The sequence below is a fragment of the Pseudomonas alcaligenes genome (genome assembly GCF_014490745.1).
GTDB lineage: Bacteria > Pseudomonadota > Gammaproteobacteria > Pseudomonadales > Pseudomonadaceae > Aquipseudomonas > Aquipseudomonas alcaligenes_C.
Window position 1 is genome coordinate 3,640,592 of the sequence record NZ_LZEU01000001.1, and the last position, 17,593, is coordinate 3,658,184.

General features: G+C 67.7%; 7 protein-coding genes. 3 read left to right on the top strand and 4 right to left on the bottom strand.

The annotated features are described in order from the left end of the window. Window positions 1-3 precede the first annotated feature (3 nt). The 4 genes from A9179_RS16630 to A9179_RS16645 are packed head-to-tail and all read right to left on the bottom strand — an operon-like array spanning window position 4 to window position 14,597. A complete protein-coding gene (locus tag A9179_RS16630; protein ID WP_187807322.1) occupies window positions 4-1,614 on the bottom strand; it encodes an alkaline phosphatase family protein in 1,611 nt (536 codons plus the stop codon). Further along, window positions 1,611-1,916 (bottom strand): acyl carrier protein, encoded by a 306-nt coding sequence (locus tag A9179_RS16635; protein ID WP_187807323.1) that lies wholly within the window; start codon window positions 1,914-1,916, stop codon window positions 1,611-1,613. Before A9179_RS16635 ends, A9179_RS16630 begins: the two co-directional genes overlap by 4 nt. Beyond that, window positions 1,909-6,513, bottom strand: a complete 4,605-nt coding sequence (locus A9179_RS16640) for a type I polyketide synthase (RefSeq protein WP_187807324.1) — start codon at window positions 6,511-6,513, stop codon at window positions 1,909-1,911. Before A9179_RS16640 ends, A9179_RS16635 begins: the two co-directional genes overlap by 8 nt. Next, window positions 6,513-14,597 (bottom strand): type I polyketide synthase, encoded by an 8,085-nt coding sequence (locus A9179_RS16645; protein WP_187807325.1) that lies wholly within the window; start codon window positions 14,595-14,597, stop codon window positions 6,513-6,515. The genes A9179_RS16640 and A9179_RS16645 overlap by 1 nt, the downstream gene beginning before the upstream one ends. Window positions 14,598-15,420: 823 nt before the next feature. Between A9179_RS16645 and A9179_RS16650 the strand changes: the two genes are divergently transcribed. The 3 genes from A9179_RS16650 to A9179_RS16660 are packed head-to-tail and all read left to right on the top strand — an operon-like array spanning window position 15,421 to window position 17,576. Further along, window positions 15,421-16,257: a sulfatase-like hydrolase/transferase gene (locus tag A9179_RS16650; protein ID WP_187807326.1), complete on the top strand. Its 837-nt coding sequence runs from the start codon at window positions 15,421-15,423 to the stop codon at window positions 16,255-16,257. Beyond that, window positions 16,257-17,168, top strand: a complete 912-nt coding sequence (locus A9179_RS16655) for a sulfotransferase family protein (protein ID WP_187807327.1) — start codon at window positions 16,257-16,259, stop codon at window positions 17,166-17,168. The genes A9179_RS16650 and A9179_RS16655 overlap by 1 nt, the downstream gene beginning before the upstream one ends. Window positions 17,169-17,183: 15 nt before the next feature. Then, entirely contained in the window at window positions 17,184-17,576 is a 393-nt protein-coding gene (locus A9179_RS16660) for a hypothetical protein (protein ID WP_187807328.1), read from the top strand. The last annotated feature ends 17 nt before the right edge of the window (window positions 17,577-17,593 follow it).

A 17,593-nucleotide genomic window follows, 5' to 3' on the forward strand; every position in this document is an offset into this window, starting at 1 on the left:
CGACTACTCCATGTACCCGAGCATCTGCAGTTGCGCCATCAGCTTGTCCTTCTCGTCGTCGGCCATGGCTTCGGCATTCTCGTCCTTGCGCACGCCGCGGGTGGACTCGCCGATGCGGATCGGGTTCTGCAGCAGCCAGGGTTTGACGAACATGTCATTGGCCACCTTGCCCTCGAAGTCGCCGGGCACTTCCAGGCCCTGGCTGTACAGCAGGGTGGCGCCGACGTCGCAGATGTGTCGGCGGTCGATCTGCACGCCCTTGCGGATGCCCGGGCCGCAGGCGATGAAGATGCCGTCCGGGTGGTGAGTGCCGGCCGGCTCCTCGCGCGGCTCGACGATCGGCAGTTTGTTCTTGATCGAGACGAAGCCGAAGTCGCGCAGCACCAGCAGCAGATCCGGCGCATCCATCATCGCCGGGCCGGCGAACACTTCTTCGCGCAGGTGGATCTCGCTGACGATGCTCTCGCCGGTCACGGGATCCTTGAGCGCCTTGATATCGATGATCAGCTGCTCGCGGAAGGCCTCGTAGTCTTCCGGCTTGATCCCGGTCTCGCCCGGATTGCGCGCCACGCGAATGTTGATGCCGTTGCTCGACGGCGTGCGGCAGTAGGCGGTGGTCTTGGTCCAGTCAAGGTTGGCGAACATGCTTTCCTCACGGCGCTTGGCCGCTTCGGAGTCCGGATCGAGCACTTCCTTCCAGTGCAGGTAGCCCTTCTCGAACAGCCAGGCGTTGATCCGCACCACTTCGGTGGTGGCGGTGAAGCCATGGTCGGAAGCCATGAACACCTGCACGTCCGGACCGGCCATGGTCACCAGTTCCTCGATGAAACCATCGAGCTGGCGGAAGTAGTCCAGGCACAGCGCACGCATGCGCTTGTGGTAGTCGCTGACGCCGTCGTGCTGCAGGGCCGGGTCGAGGAACAGCCAGGCCTGGTGCTGCAGCTTGTCGACGCCATCGAACATCACCGCCATCAGCTCCGGCGCCTCTTCCTTGAGCAGGTACTTGGCGATCTCGAACCACTGCTTCTCACGCGGCAGGTGGTAGCGCACCCAGTTCTCGCGATCCTCGTCGGTGAGGTCGTTGACCGCCTGCTTCTCCTGCTCGAAGTCCCAGGCCAGTTCCTTGGGATCGAAACCCGGCAGATCCTGCTTGAGGCGGTCGTAGAAGTCGGCCGGCACGGTGTTGCGCCGCAAGTGCCGCCAGGGGATGAAGCCCGGCACCATGAAACCGTTGAGATCCTTGGGCGGCGGCGCGGTGAACGGCAGGTTGAGCACGGCGACGCGGCGCTCCTGGCGGCTGGCGATCGACCAGATGGTCTCGGCCAGGTTGTCGCGCGAGTCGTAGAGGGTGAAGAACACGTCTTCGCCACGCTCCTCGGCACGGATGAAATCGAGCAGGCCGTGGTTGCCCGGGGTGCGCCCGGTCATCAGCGAGACCCAGGCCGGCGGAGTCAGCGGGTTGGGCGTGGAGCGCAGCTTGCTGCGGGTGCCGCGGGCCATCAGGCCACCGAGGAACGGCATGACGGCAGGACGACCGTCCTTCTCTACCGTGAGGTCGTCGAGGATGGTGAAGGTGCACCCATCCATACCGATAAACAGTGTACGAGTGGTCATGCCGGCACTCCTGTGAGTTTTTCGTGAACGAAATCGATCATCTGGCCGATGGAAAGATCGTCGACGTAACTGCCGTCGTTCATCAGCAGATCCTGGAAGCCCATCTTCGGGCGGTTGTAGTGCTCTTCGATGGCCACGATCAGCTGGATGATGTCGACCGAGGCGAACTCCATGTCCGCCACCAGCCGGGTCTCCGCGCTCAGCGGTTCGTCCAGCTCGATACCCCAGTCCTGGGTCAGGTCGGCGACCAGGTGGATCAGGGTCTTCTCGACAGCACTCTTGTTCTCGGCGACTTCAGCCATTGGCCACTCCATATTCCTGAAAATCCAACTCGGCCCCGGCCAGGGCGATCAGCCGATCACCCTGGATATCGAAGGCCACACTCACTTGCGCAGGAGCCAGGCTGGCATCCCCGGCAAAACTGACGACGGCCAGCTCGCCGGTTTCGGCGAACTGCACCTCGAAGGCCTGCGGCTCGCCGCGCAGCCCGCAACCCAGGTACTTGGCGGCAGCTTCCTTGGCACACCAGGTGCGCAGGGTCAGCTCGCCCTGCCAGGCCGGATCGACCGTGGCCAGCACCTGCTGCTCATAGGGGGTGAAGGAACCGGCCACCAGCTCCGGCCGCTGCAGGCGATCCAGGCGCTCGACGTCGACCCCCACCGCGCCGGCCGGCACCAGGGCAGCGACGCAGGTCTGCCGGTCATGGCTCAGCGACAGCGCCGGTGCGGCCAGCCACTGGCCGTTCCACCAGCCATCGACATAGGGCGCACCGAGGGCGTCGTGCCATACCCGCACGTCCGCCGGGCAGAGCAGCTCACCGGTCTGCTGGTAGATGAAGTAGCGGGTCGCTTCCTTCAGGCACAGGCGTCCGTGCAGCCACTCGCGCGCGCGCCGGCTGTGCCGCACGCTCTCCCACTCCTCGCGCTCCTCGGGCGCCAGCACGGCGTGGGCGAGGATGCGCAGGAAGATCGCGGCGGACTGTTTGCAGAAGTCCTCGGGCAATTGCTCCAGCTGCCAGAGCAGTACCTCGGTGCCGCCGGCAGCGCTCTCCAGCGGCGCACCGAGCCAGCCGTTCAGCGGCTCGCGGCGCAGCTCATAAAAGGCATTGGGCACCGGGAAGAACAGGTTGGCGAAGCCGCTGGCATGCAGCAGCAGGCGGCCCTCGTGCAGGCAGTCGAACGTCCAGGTACGCGGCGCTTCCAGACCGGCGTTGGCGACATCAACCGGACGCTGGCGGCCACGCAGCCAGGCGCCGGAAAGGTCGGCCGGCAACGGCGCATGCAGTTCGATGCGGGCGATGTGCGAGGGGAAGCTGTTGAAGTCGGTGCCTACCTGCTGCGCCAGCCAGTAGGCGGCCAGCTGGCCGAGGGCATCCAGCAGCACCGGGTTGAGCACCAGGGCGCAGGGCTCACCGTCCTGCACAAAGCCGTGGGTGGAACAGGACGCCAGCTGCGCATCGATGCCCTGCTCGGCCCAGGCCGGGATCGCGGCGATGCTCTGGAACAGCGGGCCGTGGAACATGCCGGTGCTGTACAGCTGATGGTCTGGCCAGCGGTAGCCGACCGGCTGCGTCAGGTCGGCCAGCGGTGCGCCGCTGAGCGGCGCCGCGAAGCTGAACTCGGCACTCATCAGCAGGCTGCCGGCGTTGTGCAGGCGGCCCAGATAGCGGCCATCAGCCTGGCGCTCGGCCTCGACCTGCAGGGTCAACTGGCCCAGATCCAGGGCTACCCAGTCGTAGGCGCGGACGTTCTCGATCAGGTTGATCGCCGTGCTGCCGGCCAGCACGGCGCAGGCCTCGGCCATGGTCTCCAGGCTGGCCATCATCGCCACGCAGGCCAGACCCTGCAGCTCGGGCTGGTGGTAGGAACTGGGGCCGGACAGCACGTGGTCGGCGAGGAAGCGATCCGTCGACCACAGCGGGCAGCTGGCCGTCAGCCGGGTGCTGCCGTCGCGCTGGATCTCGTCGAGCAGCGGTGCGGCAATCTCGCTTGCTGTCAGTGGCGCGGCTGGCAGCGCCACCGGCGCCATCAGCTCGCGCAGCAGCTGGGCGACCGGCGCATCGACCTGGATGAACGGCAGGGTGTTCTTCAGTAGCAGGCCGCGCTTGGCCGCGACGGGTGGCTGCGTCAGGTCGAGCAGGCAACCGGCCTGGCCCCGGTGGAGCTTGCCCAGATCCACCGGGCGGCCGTTGACGAACAGCGCGCCGAGCAGGTTGAACAGCTGTTCCAGCCCACTGCGCTTGCGCGCGTTGGAGGCGATCGCCAGGTATTCCTCACCGCCGAGGATGTCGTTGACGAAGCCGGTGAGATTGCCCGACGGGCCGACTTCGACGAAGTAGCGCACGCCGTCGCGGTGCATGTTGGCGATGGTCTCGCGAAAGCGCACGGTGTTCGACCACTGCGCGGCGGCCAGCTCGCAGACCGCAGGCGAGTCGGCCGGGAACAGCTCGGCGCTGGCACAGGAGTACAACGCGGTCTTCGGCGCCTGCAGGCCGACATCCCGGTAGTACTGGTGGAAGGCCGTGGTCACTGCGGCGAACAGCGGGGTGTGGTAGGCGCGGTCGAACGGCAGGATCGAGCAGATCCCACCGTCCTCGCTCAGGCTCTTGAGCAGGCCCTCGATAGTGGCACGGCCGGAGAACAGCACCAGCTGGTTCTGGCAGTTGTCCATGGCCACCGCCACCGGCTCGGCGCAGGCACCGATATGCCGCTCGACCTGCTCGCGCTTTAGCGCGCCAACGGTGAGCAGCGCGCCGGTGGCGATGCCGCCGCCATCCAGCACGCCGCGGTAGACCTGGTTCAGCTCGCGGATGAAATCGGCCAGCTGGGCGCGATCCGTGAAAGCGATGGCGCCGCTGGCGGCCAACGCCGACGACTCACCGGTGCTATGGCCGAGCATGGCGTCCGGCTCCACGCCCAGGGCGCCGAGCAGGCTGAACAGTGCCTGGCTGGCGACGAACACCGCCTCGGAGCCCACGTCCATGTCGAACAGGCGCGCCTCCAGGCGCTGGCGCAGCTCGTCGGTCAGCTCGCTGGCCGGCGGGAACAGGATGTCGCTGCGGGTCGAGCCGGGCGTCTCGTCATACAGGCCCTGCCAGAAGTCGAACCACTCGCGCACTTCGGCGAAGTGCTGGGCCAGGTCGGCCAGCATGTTCAGGTACTGCGAGCCCTCGCCGGGGAACAGAAAGGCCAGCTTGCCCTGCAGCGGCTGGCTGCTGAAGAGCATGCCGGTGCGGGTCATCCAGCGCTCGCCCTTGGCCTCGTCGAGCTTCTTCAGCGCCTGCTGCAGCTTCTTCGCCAGCTCCGCCACGTCGCCGGCCAGCACGGCCAGGCGCACCGGCTTGCCACTGCTGTCGCGGGCGGCCAGGGTGGCGGCCAGATCGCCCAGGCTCAGCGCCGGCGCCTGCTCCAGGTAGGCCAGCACCTGCTGCACCTGTTGCTGCAGTTCCGCGCGGCTGGTGCCGGCGAACACGCACAGTTCACAGTCGCGGCGGGCCAGGCTGCGCGGGCGCAGGGCGGTGGCCGGCGCCTCTTCCAGCACCGCATGGGTGTTGATGCCGCCGAAGCCGAAGGAGTTGATGCCGGCGCGCCGCGGGCTCTGCGGCCGGGCGATCCAGGGTTTGGCGGCGGTATTGACGTAGAGCGGCGTAGTGTCGATGCCCAGCGCCGGGTTGACTGCGCCGCACAGGGTCGGCGGCAGTACCTTGTGGTGCAGGGCCAGGCTGGTCTTGATCAGCCCGGCGATACCGGCGGCGGGAATGCAGTGGCTGATCATCGACTTCACCGAGCCGATGGCCACGCTGCCGAGCAGGCCCTGGCGCGCGCCGAGCACGCTGCGCAGCGCGGCGATCTCGGTCTGGTCGCCGAGCGGAATACCGGTGCCGTGGGCCTCGACCAGGGAAATGCTGGCCGGATCGACGCCACAACTCTCGTAGGCGCGGCGAATCGACAGGGCCTCGCCCTCCTCGCTCGGCGCCAGCAGGCCGGTGCCGCGACCATCGCTGGCCTGGCCGATGCCACGCAGCACCGCGTAGATGCGGTCGCCGTCGGCCAGGGCATCGTCCAGGCGCTTGAGCACCACCATGCCCAGCCCTTCGCCAAGCAGAGTGCCGTCGCTGCCCTGCTCAAACGGGCGCACCTTGCCGCGCCCACTGAGGGCGCCGAGCTGGGTGAAGATCACCGAGACTTCGGCCGGCAGCGAGGCGTTGACCCCGCCGGCGATCATCAGCCGGCTACGCCCGCTGCGCAGTTCGTCCATGGCCGCGTTGACCGCCAGCAGCGACGAGGAGCAGGCGGCGTCGACTATGTAGTTGGGGCCCTTGAGGTTGAGGCGGTTGGCGATGCGCCCGGTCATCACGTTGGGCACCAGGCCCGGGGCGATGTCGGCATTGGACGGCGGCAGCTGCTTCTGCAGGGCCGTGCGCAGGCGCGCCAGGTCGTCCTCGCTCAGGCTCGGCTGGGCCGCCTGGAGCAGCGCCAGGGTCTGGTCGAGAACGATATGGTTCTGGATATGGCTGACCTGGCCACGGTGCAGGTAGGTGCTGTGGCCGAGGATGATGCCGGTATCGCGATGGTCGATGGTGTCGCCCGCATAGCCGGCGTCGCTCAGGGCATCGAAGGCCACCTTGAGGGCAAGGAACTGATCCGGCTCACCGCCATCCACCGAGTTGGGCATGATGCCGAACTCGCGCGGGTCGAAGCGGTAGAGGTCGCCCAGGTAACCGCCGTACTGGGTGTTGATCCGCCCGGAGTCCAGGTAGCGCTGCGCCTGCCATTCGGCCAGCGGCTCGCCGACGGCGTCGGTTCCGGCCAGGATGTTGCGCCAGAAGCCGGCCAGATCCGCGGCCTGCGGGAAGATGCAGGCCATGCCGATGATGGCGATGGGGGCGTCGCTGCTCATCACTCGGTTTCCTTGCGCAGGTGGGTACCGCCGAGGCGATTGAGGCGCGCATCGACGATGCACTGCAGGTCTTCGATCAGCAGCAGCAGGCGGCCCTCGTCGTCGCTGAAGAACACGTTGGCGCGCACCTGCTGGGCCTCGCCGGGCAGGCACTGGAAGTCCATGTGGAAGCGCTCCGGCAGCTGCTCGACATAGCGGATCACCCGGCCGAACTGCGCAGGCAGCGCCGAGCCGTCGTGGAAGGTGCGGGCCCAGAGCAGGGCCATCTGCGGCGCCGCATCGAGCACCGCCGGGTCGATGATCCACTGCTGCTCGGCACGCCCGCCGGCCAGCCACTGCTGCGGCGAGCTGGGGCACATCAGTGCTGCCGCGCCCTGGCTGGAGAGGCCGCTGATGCCGCGGATGACCTGGAAGCGCGGGCCGTGGAACAGCCACTCCTGGTAAGCCTTGGCCACCGGCAGCTCGCGCTCGCGGTATTCGCTGGGCACATGGCGCGGCGCCTCGGGCAATTGCTGGGCCATCTTCACCGCGGCGCGGTAGTGCATGCGCTGCTGCTTGCCGCTGCCGGAGCGGATGCTGATGCTGGCGTCGAAGCCCTCGCTGCTGGCATAGGTCGGTGGGTTGATCAGCAGCGACAGGGCCTGGGTCGGCTCGCTCAGCTGCACGCCCTTGAGCAGACGCAGCTCGGCCACTTCGGCCACGATCCAGCCCGGCCACATCAGGGTGGCGGCTTCGGCGATGATCTCCAGGGCCACCGCCGCCGGCAGCACCGGGATGCCGTCGATGCAGTGCTCCTGCAGGTAGCCGTGACTGGCGTCGAGGGTGAAATGCAGCACCTGGGTGCCCTTCTCGCCATCCTCGATGCGGCACTGGGTCAGCAGCGGCTGGCGGCTGCCCTGCGGCGTATCGCTGGCTGCTTCCTGCCAGCTGCCCACCTCGGCCTCGTGGCGTTCCCAGGGGCCGTCGCCGGCCACCACTTCCACCGCATGCCCGGCCTGCAAACGCAGGGCCTCGTCGAACAGGCGCCGGCCCTGAGCGGCACCAACCAGGGCTACGCCCTTGTCGGCGAACTTCTTCTCGGTCTCGGCGGTAACCATGCCGGCGCCGAACAGGGTCGGCCCCCAGGGGCCCCAGTTCAGAGCCAGCAGCTTGACCTTATCGCCCCACAGGCGCTGCAGCTGGCAGCACAGGCGGCTCATCAGTTCGTTGGCGGTGGCATAGTCGAGTTGACCGCTGTTGCCGTAGCGCCCGGCCACCGAGCTGAACACGCAGAAGAACTGCAGCTCCTCGACACGCACCAGCTTCTGCAGCAGCAGCATGCCCAGCACCTTGGTGCCGACCACACGCATCCAGCTGTCCGGGGTCTTGTCTTCCAGCAGCTTGTCTTCGATCACTCCGGCGCCGTGCACCACGCCGCTGAGCTTGCCGTGACGCTGACGAATGCCGGCGATGGCGGCAGCCAGGGCCGCCTCGTCGGTGGCATCCAGCGCCAGGTATTCGACCGTCGCGCCACGGGCGCGCAGGTCGGCAATATTGCTGTGCATTTCGCGCAGGCCGAGCAACGCGGCGATGCGTTTCTGCATGTCCGCCGGGGTCAGCTTGAGGCGCCCGGCGCGCACTTCGCCGATGAAGTGCTGGCGCAGCTGTCCCTCGTCCTGCAGCGCGGCGGTATCGCCACCCTCTTCGACCAGCGCGGTGCGCCCGGTCAGCACCAGCACATTGCCGGGGCGAGCGATCTCGCGCAGTACCTCGGCGGTGATGCCACGGGCGCCGCCAGTTGCCAGCACCACGGCGTTCTCCAGGCCGGCCAACAAGTCTGCAGCCACCAGCGCATCGGCCTGGGTGCGGAATACGGTACGCCGGCCGCCCGGATAGCCGACCTCCTGGCGACCGCCGACCAGCTGCAGCTCGGCGCTGATGATGGCCAGCTGCTCGGCATCGCTGAGCGCCGGATCGAGGTCGATGGCGCGGGTACGCAGGGCCGGCCGCTCCTCGCGCAGCGACTTGATCAGGCCACTGCCGCCACCCTGCAGGCTGAGCCCCTGGCGCTGCTCGGTGACGCCACGGGCGAACAGACCGCCGAGAGCACTGAGGGCGACCACATGGGCATCGCTGCGCAGCTGCGCAGCCAGCGCGTGAAGAATCAGGTAGAGCGACTTCTCGTTGACCAGCAGCTCGCGCTGCCAGGTCTCCAGAGCGGTATCCGACGGCAGGGCATGGGCTCCCAGGGCCGCCAGGTGGATGACCCCGGCGACCTGCTTGTCCGGGTTGGCCGCCGTCTCGCGGCACCAGGCACTGAGCGCCGCCTCGTCGGCCAGCAGGCCGGGGCTCAGCAGCGACACCGTGCAGCCGCGCTGCTCCAGCCACTCCTGCAGGCGTAGGGCGAGGCCGCGATCATCGGCGGTGAGGATGAAGTAGCCCGGCTCGAACTGGCGCAGGGCCTGCTCGGGGATGGCTTCTTCCTCGGGCATCAGGATATGCCGAGGCGAGTGGCTGGCCGCAACCGGCACAGTCTTCGGGCTCGCCTCGGCAGACTCAAAAGGGACGGCCACCTCGCCGACCTTGAGGCCCTCGAGCATCTTCAGCATGTCCGCCAGGGTCGCTCGGGTATTGAGCTGGCTGCGCGCCTCGCCGAGGGCGCTGCCATAGGCCGGCGGCAGGGTCTGCAGCAGGGCGCCGACGATTTCCACGCGCTTGATCGAGTCGATGCCGAGGTCGGCTTCCAGGTTCTGCTCCAGGCCGACCATGTCGCTCGGGTAGCCGGTGCGCTCCTCGACGATGGACAGCAGGATGTCCTTGATCCGTCCGCCATCCACCTGGGCGGCAGCAGCCGGCGCGGCAGCCGGGGCCGGTGCGGCCACGGCAGCGGGAGCGGCGGCCACCGGAGCCGCCACTGGCGCCGGAGCAGGTGCGGGTGCGACCACCGGTGCAGGGGCCGGAGCCACGCGAGCTGCGGGCGCGGCGGCCACCGGACGGCGGGCTGCCGGCGCGGCAACCGGCATGGCCGGCATGCTGCGCGGCATGGCCGCCGGCTGGGCACCACCGGCCATGAAGGCATTGAGTACGCGCTCCTGGGTTTCCAGGAACTGGCGCATGGTGGCGAAGTATTCCGCCATCACCGATGACATCTCGTCACCTGGGATTGCCGTGGGTTCGGACATGACCAGCCTCTCCTTGTGTCGCGGGGCAGCCGCAGCTGCACGGGGTAAAAAGGTCGTGGGGTTACGCTTGAGCGGCACCACCACCGGGTGCGCCTCGCTTGTGGATTCGGCCACTGGCAGCATCTCGCCCTGCAGCACGCCGATCTGCCGCGGCGCCTCGCTGGCACGACGGGCACCACTGCCATTGAGCAGCCAGGCCTGCTTGGGCAGGCTGGCGTCGCGCCACAGGCCGTCGAGGCGACCGTTGGCACTGGGCTGGCAGGCACGCCCGGCGAACAGGCGCCGAGGCTGGAAGGCCACGCCCAGGGCATGCAGGCGCGCCAGCGCCAGCAGCAGGCTGGTGAGACCGCCGCCGCGCTCGTCGAGGGCCACCGCCTGGTGCGGTTTGCCGTCGAGGATGCGGCCGACCAGGCGACTGAGCACGGCCTTGGGCCCGACCTCGATAAACACCCGGGCCCCTGCGGCGTACATGGCCTCGATCTGGGCGACGAATTCCACCGGCTTGACCAGGTGCTCGGCCATCGCCTGCTGGACTGCCACCGGCTCGCCGGCATGCAGGGCGGCGCTGGCGTTGGAGTACACCGGCAGGCGCCCGGCCTGCCAGGGCGTGGCGGCGATGGCGGCGGCCAGCAGGCCTTGGGCCGGGGCGACGAAGGGCGAATGGAAGGCGGCGGCCACCGGGATCGGGCTGGCATTGATACCGGCTTGCTGCAGCACCTCCAGAGCGCGGGCGATACCGGCCGTGGAGCCGCTGATGATGCTCTGCTCCGGCGCATTGTGGTTGGCTACCAGCAGCTGCGGGATGGCGGCGATGGCCTGCTCCACCTGGGCGCGCGGCGCTTGCACCATGGCCATGCTGCCCAGCTCGCTGCCGGCACTGGCTGCGGCCTCGACGATGAAACGGCCGCGGGCTTCGGACAGGTTCATCAGCCCGGCGAAGTCGATCTGCCCGGCAGCGAACAGGGCGACGAACTCGCCGTAGCTGTGGCCGGCGAGCATGTCGCCGTCGATGCCCAGCTCGCGCAGCAGCCGCAGCAGGCCAGCCTCTACCGCACCGAGGGCCGGCTGGGCCACGTCGGTGCTGGTCAGGGCGGCGCTCGCCGCCTGTCTGGCGGCCTCGTCGTAGCAGGCACGCGGATGGATGAACTGGCTCAGCGGCTTGCCGGCGAAGCGCTCGGTAGCGGCGGCCAGTAGCGCATCGGCCTCGGCCAGGGTGGTGGCGACGACGGGGAACAGCACCGCCAGCTCACGCAGCATGTTGATGTTCTGCGAGCCCTGGCCGGGGAACAGCAGGGCTACCTGGCCCGGCTCGACGCAGCTGTCGCCGAGGACGATGGCCGGATCGATCAGCGCCTCGCCAGCCAGACGCTGCTGGGCCTTGGCCAGCTTGTCGGCCAGCTCGTCGACGCTGCCGACCTCCAGTGCCAGGCTGTGCTCGCCCTGGCCGAGGTTGTCGGCCAGATAGGCGGCGATATCCCGTAGCTGCACCTTGCCCGGCGCCGCCAGCTGCACCTGCAGCTGGGCCACCTGGGCCTGCAATTGCTCACGACTGCCGGCGCGCCACAGCAGCAGCTCGGCGCTCCAGGCGTCGCTGACGCCCTGCTCGAGCCAGGGCCGGTACTCGCCGGCATACTCTTCGAGCACCGCATGGAAGTTGGTGCCGCCGAAGCCGAAGGCACTCACCGCGGCACGCCGCGGCAGGTCGGTGCGGGCCAGCCAGGGCTGCGCCTCGTCGAGCACGCACAGCGGGCTGTCGTCTTTCCTCAATACGGCGTTGGGCGACTGCACGCCCAGGTGCGGCGGCAGCACCTTGTGGTGCAGGGCCAGCGCGGCCTTGATCATGCCGGCCACGCCAGCGGTGGCCTTGGTGTGGCCGATCATGGTCTTCACCGAGCCGACCACCGCCTGGGCCGGACGGCTGCCGGCCTCGCGCAGCAGCGAGGTGGTGCTGTCCAGCTCGGCGGTGTCGCCGGCCACCGTGCCGGTGCCGTGGGCCTCGAACAGACCGACACTGGCCGGGCCGAAGCCGGCCTGCTGGTAGGCGCGGCGCATGGCGCGCAGCTGGCCGGCGGGCAGCGGCGCGGTGAGGCCCTTGGCCTTGCCGTCGCTGCTGCCAGCCATGCCCTTGATCACCGCGTAGACACGGTCGCCGTCGCGCTCGGCATCGCTCAGCCGCTTCAGCGCCAGCATGGCGATGCCCTCGGAGATCACGATGCCGTCGGCCGATTCGTCGAAGGTGCGGCAACGGCCGCGCGGCGACAGGGCCTGGGTCTTGCTGAAGCACAGGTAGCCGAACGGGCCCTGCACGGTATCCACGCCGCCGGCGATGACCAGGTCGCTGCGCCCGGAGAGCAGCTCGTTGATGCCCTGGTAGATCGCCGCCAGGGACGAGGCACAGGCCGCATCGGTGGCGAAGTTGACGCCGCCGAAGTCCAGGCGGTTGGCAATGCGCCCGGCCATCACGTTGATCAGGATGCCGGCGAAGGTGTCCTCGGTCCATTGCGGCAGGCGCCCGGCGATCTCACCCGGCAGGTCGCCGGAAAAGCGCGGCAGCTCGGAGCGCAGACCGTACTGCATGCCGACGTCGCCGGCGCCGCCACTGGCGCCGATGATCACCGAGGCCTTCTCGCGGTTGAAGCCGCGCTGTTCGTAGCCGGCGTCGGCCAGGGTCTGGCGGGCGATGTCGAGGGCCATCAGCTGCATCGGGTCGACCGATTCGATGGACTTGGGCGGCATGCCGTAACGGGTCGGATCGAACAGCAGGTCGTCGAGGAAGCCGCCCCAGCGCGAGTAGATCTTGTCCGGGGTGCTGCGGTTCTCGTCGAAGTACAGGCGCCAGTCCCAACGGTGCGAGGGGATCTCGGTGATGGCGTCGACCTTGGCCAGGATGTTCTGCCAGTACTCGCGGGTGGTGCTGGAGCCGGGCAGGATCGAGCCCATGCCGATGATCGCGATATCGGCCGGCATACCCGACTCGACCGCAGCCTCCAATTGCTCCTGCTGGTACTCCTCGAGCAGGGCCAGGGAGTCTTCGGTGACGGCGCGGTGCAGGCTGGCGATATCGGTGATGGCAGCGCGCAGGGTAGCGACCTGACCGATCATGTACATGCCGTCGGCCACCTGCTCGGCGGCGCTGAATTCCTTGAGCGTGCCCTCCTCGCCCACCCGCATGCTGCCCTTGGAGGCCAGGCGCAGGCGGCCGAGGATCAGGTCGTCGAGCTGCTCGCGGGCCTCGTCGGCCGGCACCGCCTGCTGCTTCAGCTGGTTGCGACGGGCGAAGAAGGCGGCGGCGAAGGGGGTGTAGGCACAGCGGCTGGCGTGGCCGGTGCCGGACTCCAAGTTGACCGTGCGTGCACAGTCGATGGCCTGCTGCTGGAAAGCCTCGACTATGGCGCCGGCCTCGACGATTTCACGGGTGAACAGGTAGGCGCTGCCCATCAGCAGACCGACCTTGACCCCCTTGGCCAGCAGCGGCGCAGCCATGGCCTGCACCATGGCCGAGGAGCGCGCGTCATGGATGCCGCCGGCGAACAGCACCTGAATCTCCGCGCCGGGCACGCCCAGGGCGATCTCCTCCAGCAGGCGGTCGATCATGCTGCTCCACAGCACGAAGCTGCTCAGCGGGCCGACGTGGCCACCACATTCGCGGCCCTCGAAGATGAAGCGCCGTGCACCTTCCTTGAGGAACATCGGGATCAGATTGGACGACGGCACATGGAGGAAGGACGGGATGCCCGACTGCTCCAGGCGCACCGCCTGATCCGGACGCCCGCCGGCGATGATGGCGTAGCTGGGCTGGTGTGGCTTGGCCGCGGCGATCTGCTCGTCCAGCAGGGTCTGCGGGGCGAAGCCGAGCAGGCCGATGCCCCAGGGGCGGCCGGCCAGCAGCTCGGCGGTTTTCTCCAGCAGGCCGGCCAGCGGCTTGCCCTTGAGCAGTGCCAGGGCCAGCATCGGCAGTGCACCCCCCGCGGCCACGGCAGCGGCGAACTCGGCCTTGTCCGAGACCCGGCTCATCGGCCCCTGCACCAGCGGCAGAGCCAGGCCCAAGGCCTCGGCCAAGGGCGCCTGCTCGCCGCGCAGGGCACGAGCGCTCAGGGCAATCTGCGGGTTGTGCTGCACCGCCGCATCGATGGCCTGGAACAGCTGGGCCACCGTGCCGTAGTGCTTCTGCCAGGCCGCGGCGAAGGCCACGTCCTGGCCCAGTGGCAGCAGGCCGGCAGCCGGATTGCGCCACTCCACTTCGGCCAGCAGGCGCTCGCGCATCTGTGTCGGGGTCAGCGTTTCGGCATCGGCGATGAAGGCCTTGGCGCGGGCGAAGCCCGGCCGCGAAAGGATGCGGCAGTAGCTGCCGAACTCGCCGTTGCCCGCCGCCTGCGTCTCGCTGCCGGACAGGCTGCGCAGGTGCGGCTGCAGTTCCGTCGCCACCGGCGACTCCTGCAGCAGCAGCACCTGGCTGTCCAGCGCCACCCCGGCAAAGCCGGCCAGGGCCGCCGCGGCAGCGGTGTGCGGGGTGATGCCGCCACGCAGGTACAGGGGTAGATCGCTAGTCGCCCGCCAGTGCTGGGCGAGGATGAAGCTGCTGCTCTCACCGACGAACCCGGCAGCCTCGTAGCCCTTGAGCAGCAGGCCATTGAGACGGCTGGCGATGGTGGCATCCAGCGGCTCGTTGTCACTCAGTTCGAGTAGCAGGAGCGGGCCTGGGGCCGGCAGCTTGGCCAGCCAGGCCTGCCACTCGCTCCATTGCTCGCGCCCCAGCACCAGTAGGCGCAGGGCCTCCGGCATGGCCTGCGCAAGATGCTCGGCCAGCAGCGGATCGAAATGCCCCAGGCGCACGCCGAAGCCACCCGTACCGACATGGCGGATCAGCAGTTCCAACTGCTCCAGGGCCGCCACGCTGCCCAGCTCAAGATCCAGAACCCCCATACCGCCGGCACGCGTAGCCGCGATTGCCAGTGCAGGGTGACCAAGGCCTGCCGGTGACAGCAGAAGTTTGCGCAGACCGGTGCGATCAGGAGTGCCTTGCATGGTACGAAGCTCTTTCCGAGGCCAAAAAACCCCGTGCGGCGGTTGATCCGCTCACGCTCGGGGGCCAATTAGCTAGCAGCGACTACCTGTTGAGCATCAGATGCAAGAAGCGGGCGAAAACCCGTATGAGGCATTGAAGGCTCGACTGTCCCTACCGCAATCCCTTGCATCCAGCCTCACCAGCACCCCGACTCAGAGGGCGCCGCTCCAGCAGCACGCCGTGACGGAAGCGTGACGAGGAGGCATGAATACAGAATGTTATTTTTATTAATTCTTTAGAATCTGAACTGGTACAGTGCGACACGCACCACAACAAAGCACAAACTCTTGCGATGGCTATTTACCACCAGCCCTCAAACAATGTCAAAATTACATCCATTAGCGCAATTGAAAATTTAAATAGTCAAAATCCCAGCACAAGATAAGATCAGTACCTCGCCGTCTGCGCCCCCGCCTCAGGGAGGGGGTGCAACGAAATAACAACAGGGACACTGAATCCCGCACGAACACGGCACGGTTGATGCAGCCATCCCAGGGTCGGCCCTCCGCCCCCAGGCCTGTTCCACCCCTGCCACCCGACCCAGGAGCAAGGTATGGATGCCCCATCGCCCCATCACTGTCCCCCGGCTTGCCTGGCAACCCGTCCAGCCGCTCCCGCACCGTTCACCCGCGGCATCGCCCGCAGCTGACCGCCCCTGCCCCGCCCAGAGAGGACAACCCCATGAGCGCCCCCATCAACCACATCGTTTTCATCATCATGGACAGCTGCCGCTACGACTCCTGCGTGGCAGCCAGAACCCCGAACATCGAGCGCGTCGGCCAGGTGGAAAAGCGCTATTCCTATGCCTCCTGGACCGCCCCGTCGCACTACGCCTTCACCATGGGCATGCTGCCGCACAGCACGCCGCGCGAGGTCTACGCCTCGGAGGTGTACAAGGAAGAATTCGTCCAGTGGGTGGAGCGCACCGGCATCGCCGATGTGTCGTTCCGCGACTTCATTCCCGAGCTGTCGCTGCCCAAGGTGCTCGGCCAGCTGGGCTACCGCACGGTGGCGCGGGTATCGATGCCGGTACTCAACCAGCAGACCGCGATCAATCAGCACTTCGATGACTACAAGCTGATGAGCAACCACAACGACTTCGCCGGCATGGTCGAGGAAATGACCTTCCCCGAGGACGAGCCGCACTACTACTTCCTCAACCTCGGCGAGACCCACTATCCCTACATGCTCAAGGACGAGAACCTGCCGCGCATCTCCGGGGTGCACGGGGTGTTCAAGACCCTCGGCGGCGAGGCTCAGCACAACGCAGCGGACAGCGAGGCGTTCTTCGATCAGGAGCAGATGGAGATGCTGCGCCAGCAGCAGGTTCGCTGCGTGGAGTACGTCGACGGGCTGATCGGCAAGTTGATGGAGAAGGCGCCGGAGAACACCTGGTTCATCATCACCGCCGACCATGGTGAACTGTTCGGCGAGGACGGCTATTTCGGCCATGGCCCGATCATGCACGAGAAGTGCTTCGAGGTACCCTTCGTCGAAGGCTTTGCGGGCAAGGCCTGATGCGCCAGCCGCTGTTCATCCTGGCGCTGCCGCGCTCCTACACCTCGCTGATCGCCGGCATGCTCGGGCAGCACCCGCAGGCCTTTGGCCTGCCGGAGCTGAACCTGTTCACCGTCGACCGGCTGATCGAGATGTGGCAGGACGGCCAGAACAAGACCGCCTACGTGAAGTTCCAGCGTCACGGCATCCTGCGCGCGGCAGCGGAGATCTATGCCGGCGAGCAGAGCAGCAGCGCCGTGGTGATGGCTAACCACTGGGTCGCCGCACGCCAGCACAAGAGCGGCATCGAGGTATTCCACGAGATTGTCGAAGCCATTGCACCACTGATGGCGGTGGAAAAGAGTCCGGCCCACGTGGTCAGCCCGGTCTATCTGGAACGTATCTATGCGGCCTATCCGGATGCCTTCTACATGCACCTGACCCGTCACCCGACCAACCAGGGCAACTCGGTGATGAAGATGCAGGACGGCAACTATGCGCTGTCGGTCAACTCCATCGACTACAGCCAGGACGAGGCCATCGTCGACCCGCAGATCGCCTGGCACGATATCAACCTGAATATCATGGAGCTGCTCGACCGGGTGCCGAGCGCGCAGAAGATGCACGTGCGCGGCGAGGATGTGATGGCCGATCCGCTGGTGCAGCTGGGGCGCATCTGCCGCTGGTTGGGCCTGCGCGATGACATCGAAGCCCTGGAGGACATGCTCCACCCGGAGCTGTCGCCCTTCGCCAAGGTCGGCCCGATCAACGCGCTGTTCGGCAACGACCCGAACTTCCTGCGCGACCCGGTCTTCCAGCCGCACCTGCCGAAGCAGCCACCGCTGCGCGCACCGCTACCCTGGCGCCTCGACGGTGCCTGCCTGAAACCTGAAGTCCAGCGCCTGGCGCTGGAGTTCGGCTACCAACACTGACGGGGAAGACGCGCCATGCCGACACGCACACGCCTGGGCAACATCAGCAGCCCCAGCTCGCTGGATCAGCTGCCCGAGATGCCGCCGCACCTGCAGAGCCTGCGCGACGACCTGCAGAAACAGGTACAAGCCCGCCGGGTACGCCACTATCTGGATCGCGAACTGTCCCACCTGAGTGGCAGCCGGGAAATCGCCAGCAGCGTGCGCCTGCTGTTCGATGGCCAGGGCCGCCCCTCGGAAAACCTCAGCCTCAAGGAAATCGTCAAGTTCCGGCAGAAGATCGAAACCGACCTGCAATGGCTGGAAGCCGTGCTGATCGAGCTGCGCAGCGACCTCAACGTCGTCCGCGAGCTGGAGGATGCGGCACTCGACGTGGCCAGCGTGCAACAGGCCGAAGAAGACTACTGACCGCCCCGGAGAACCCC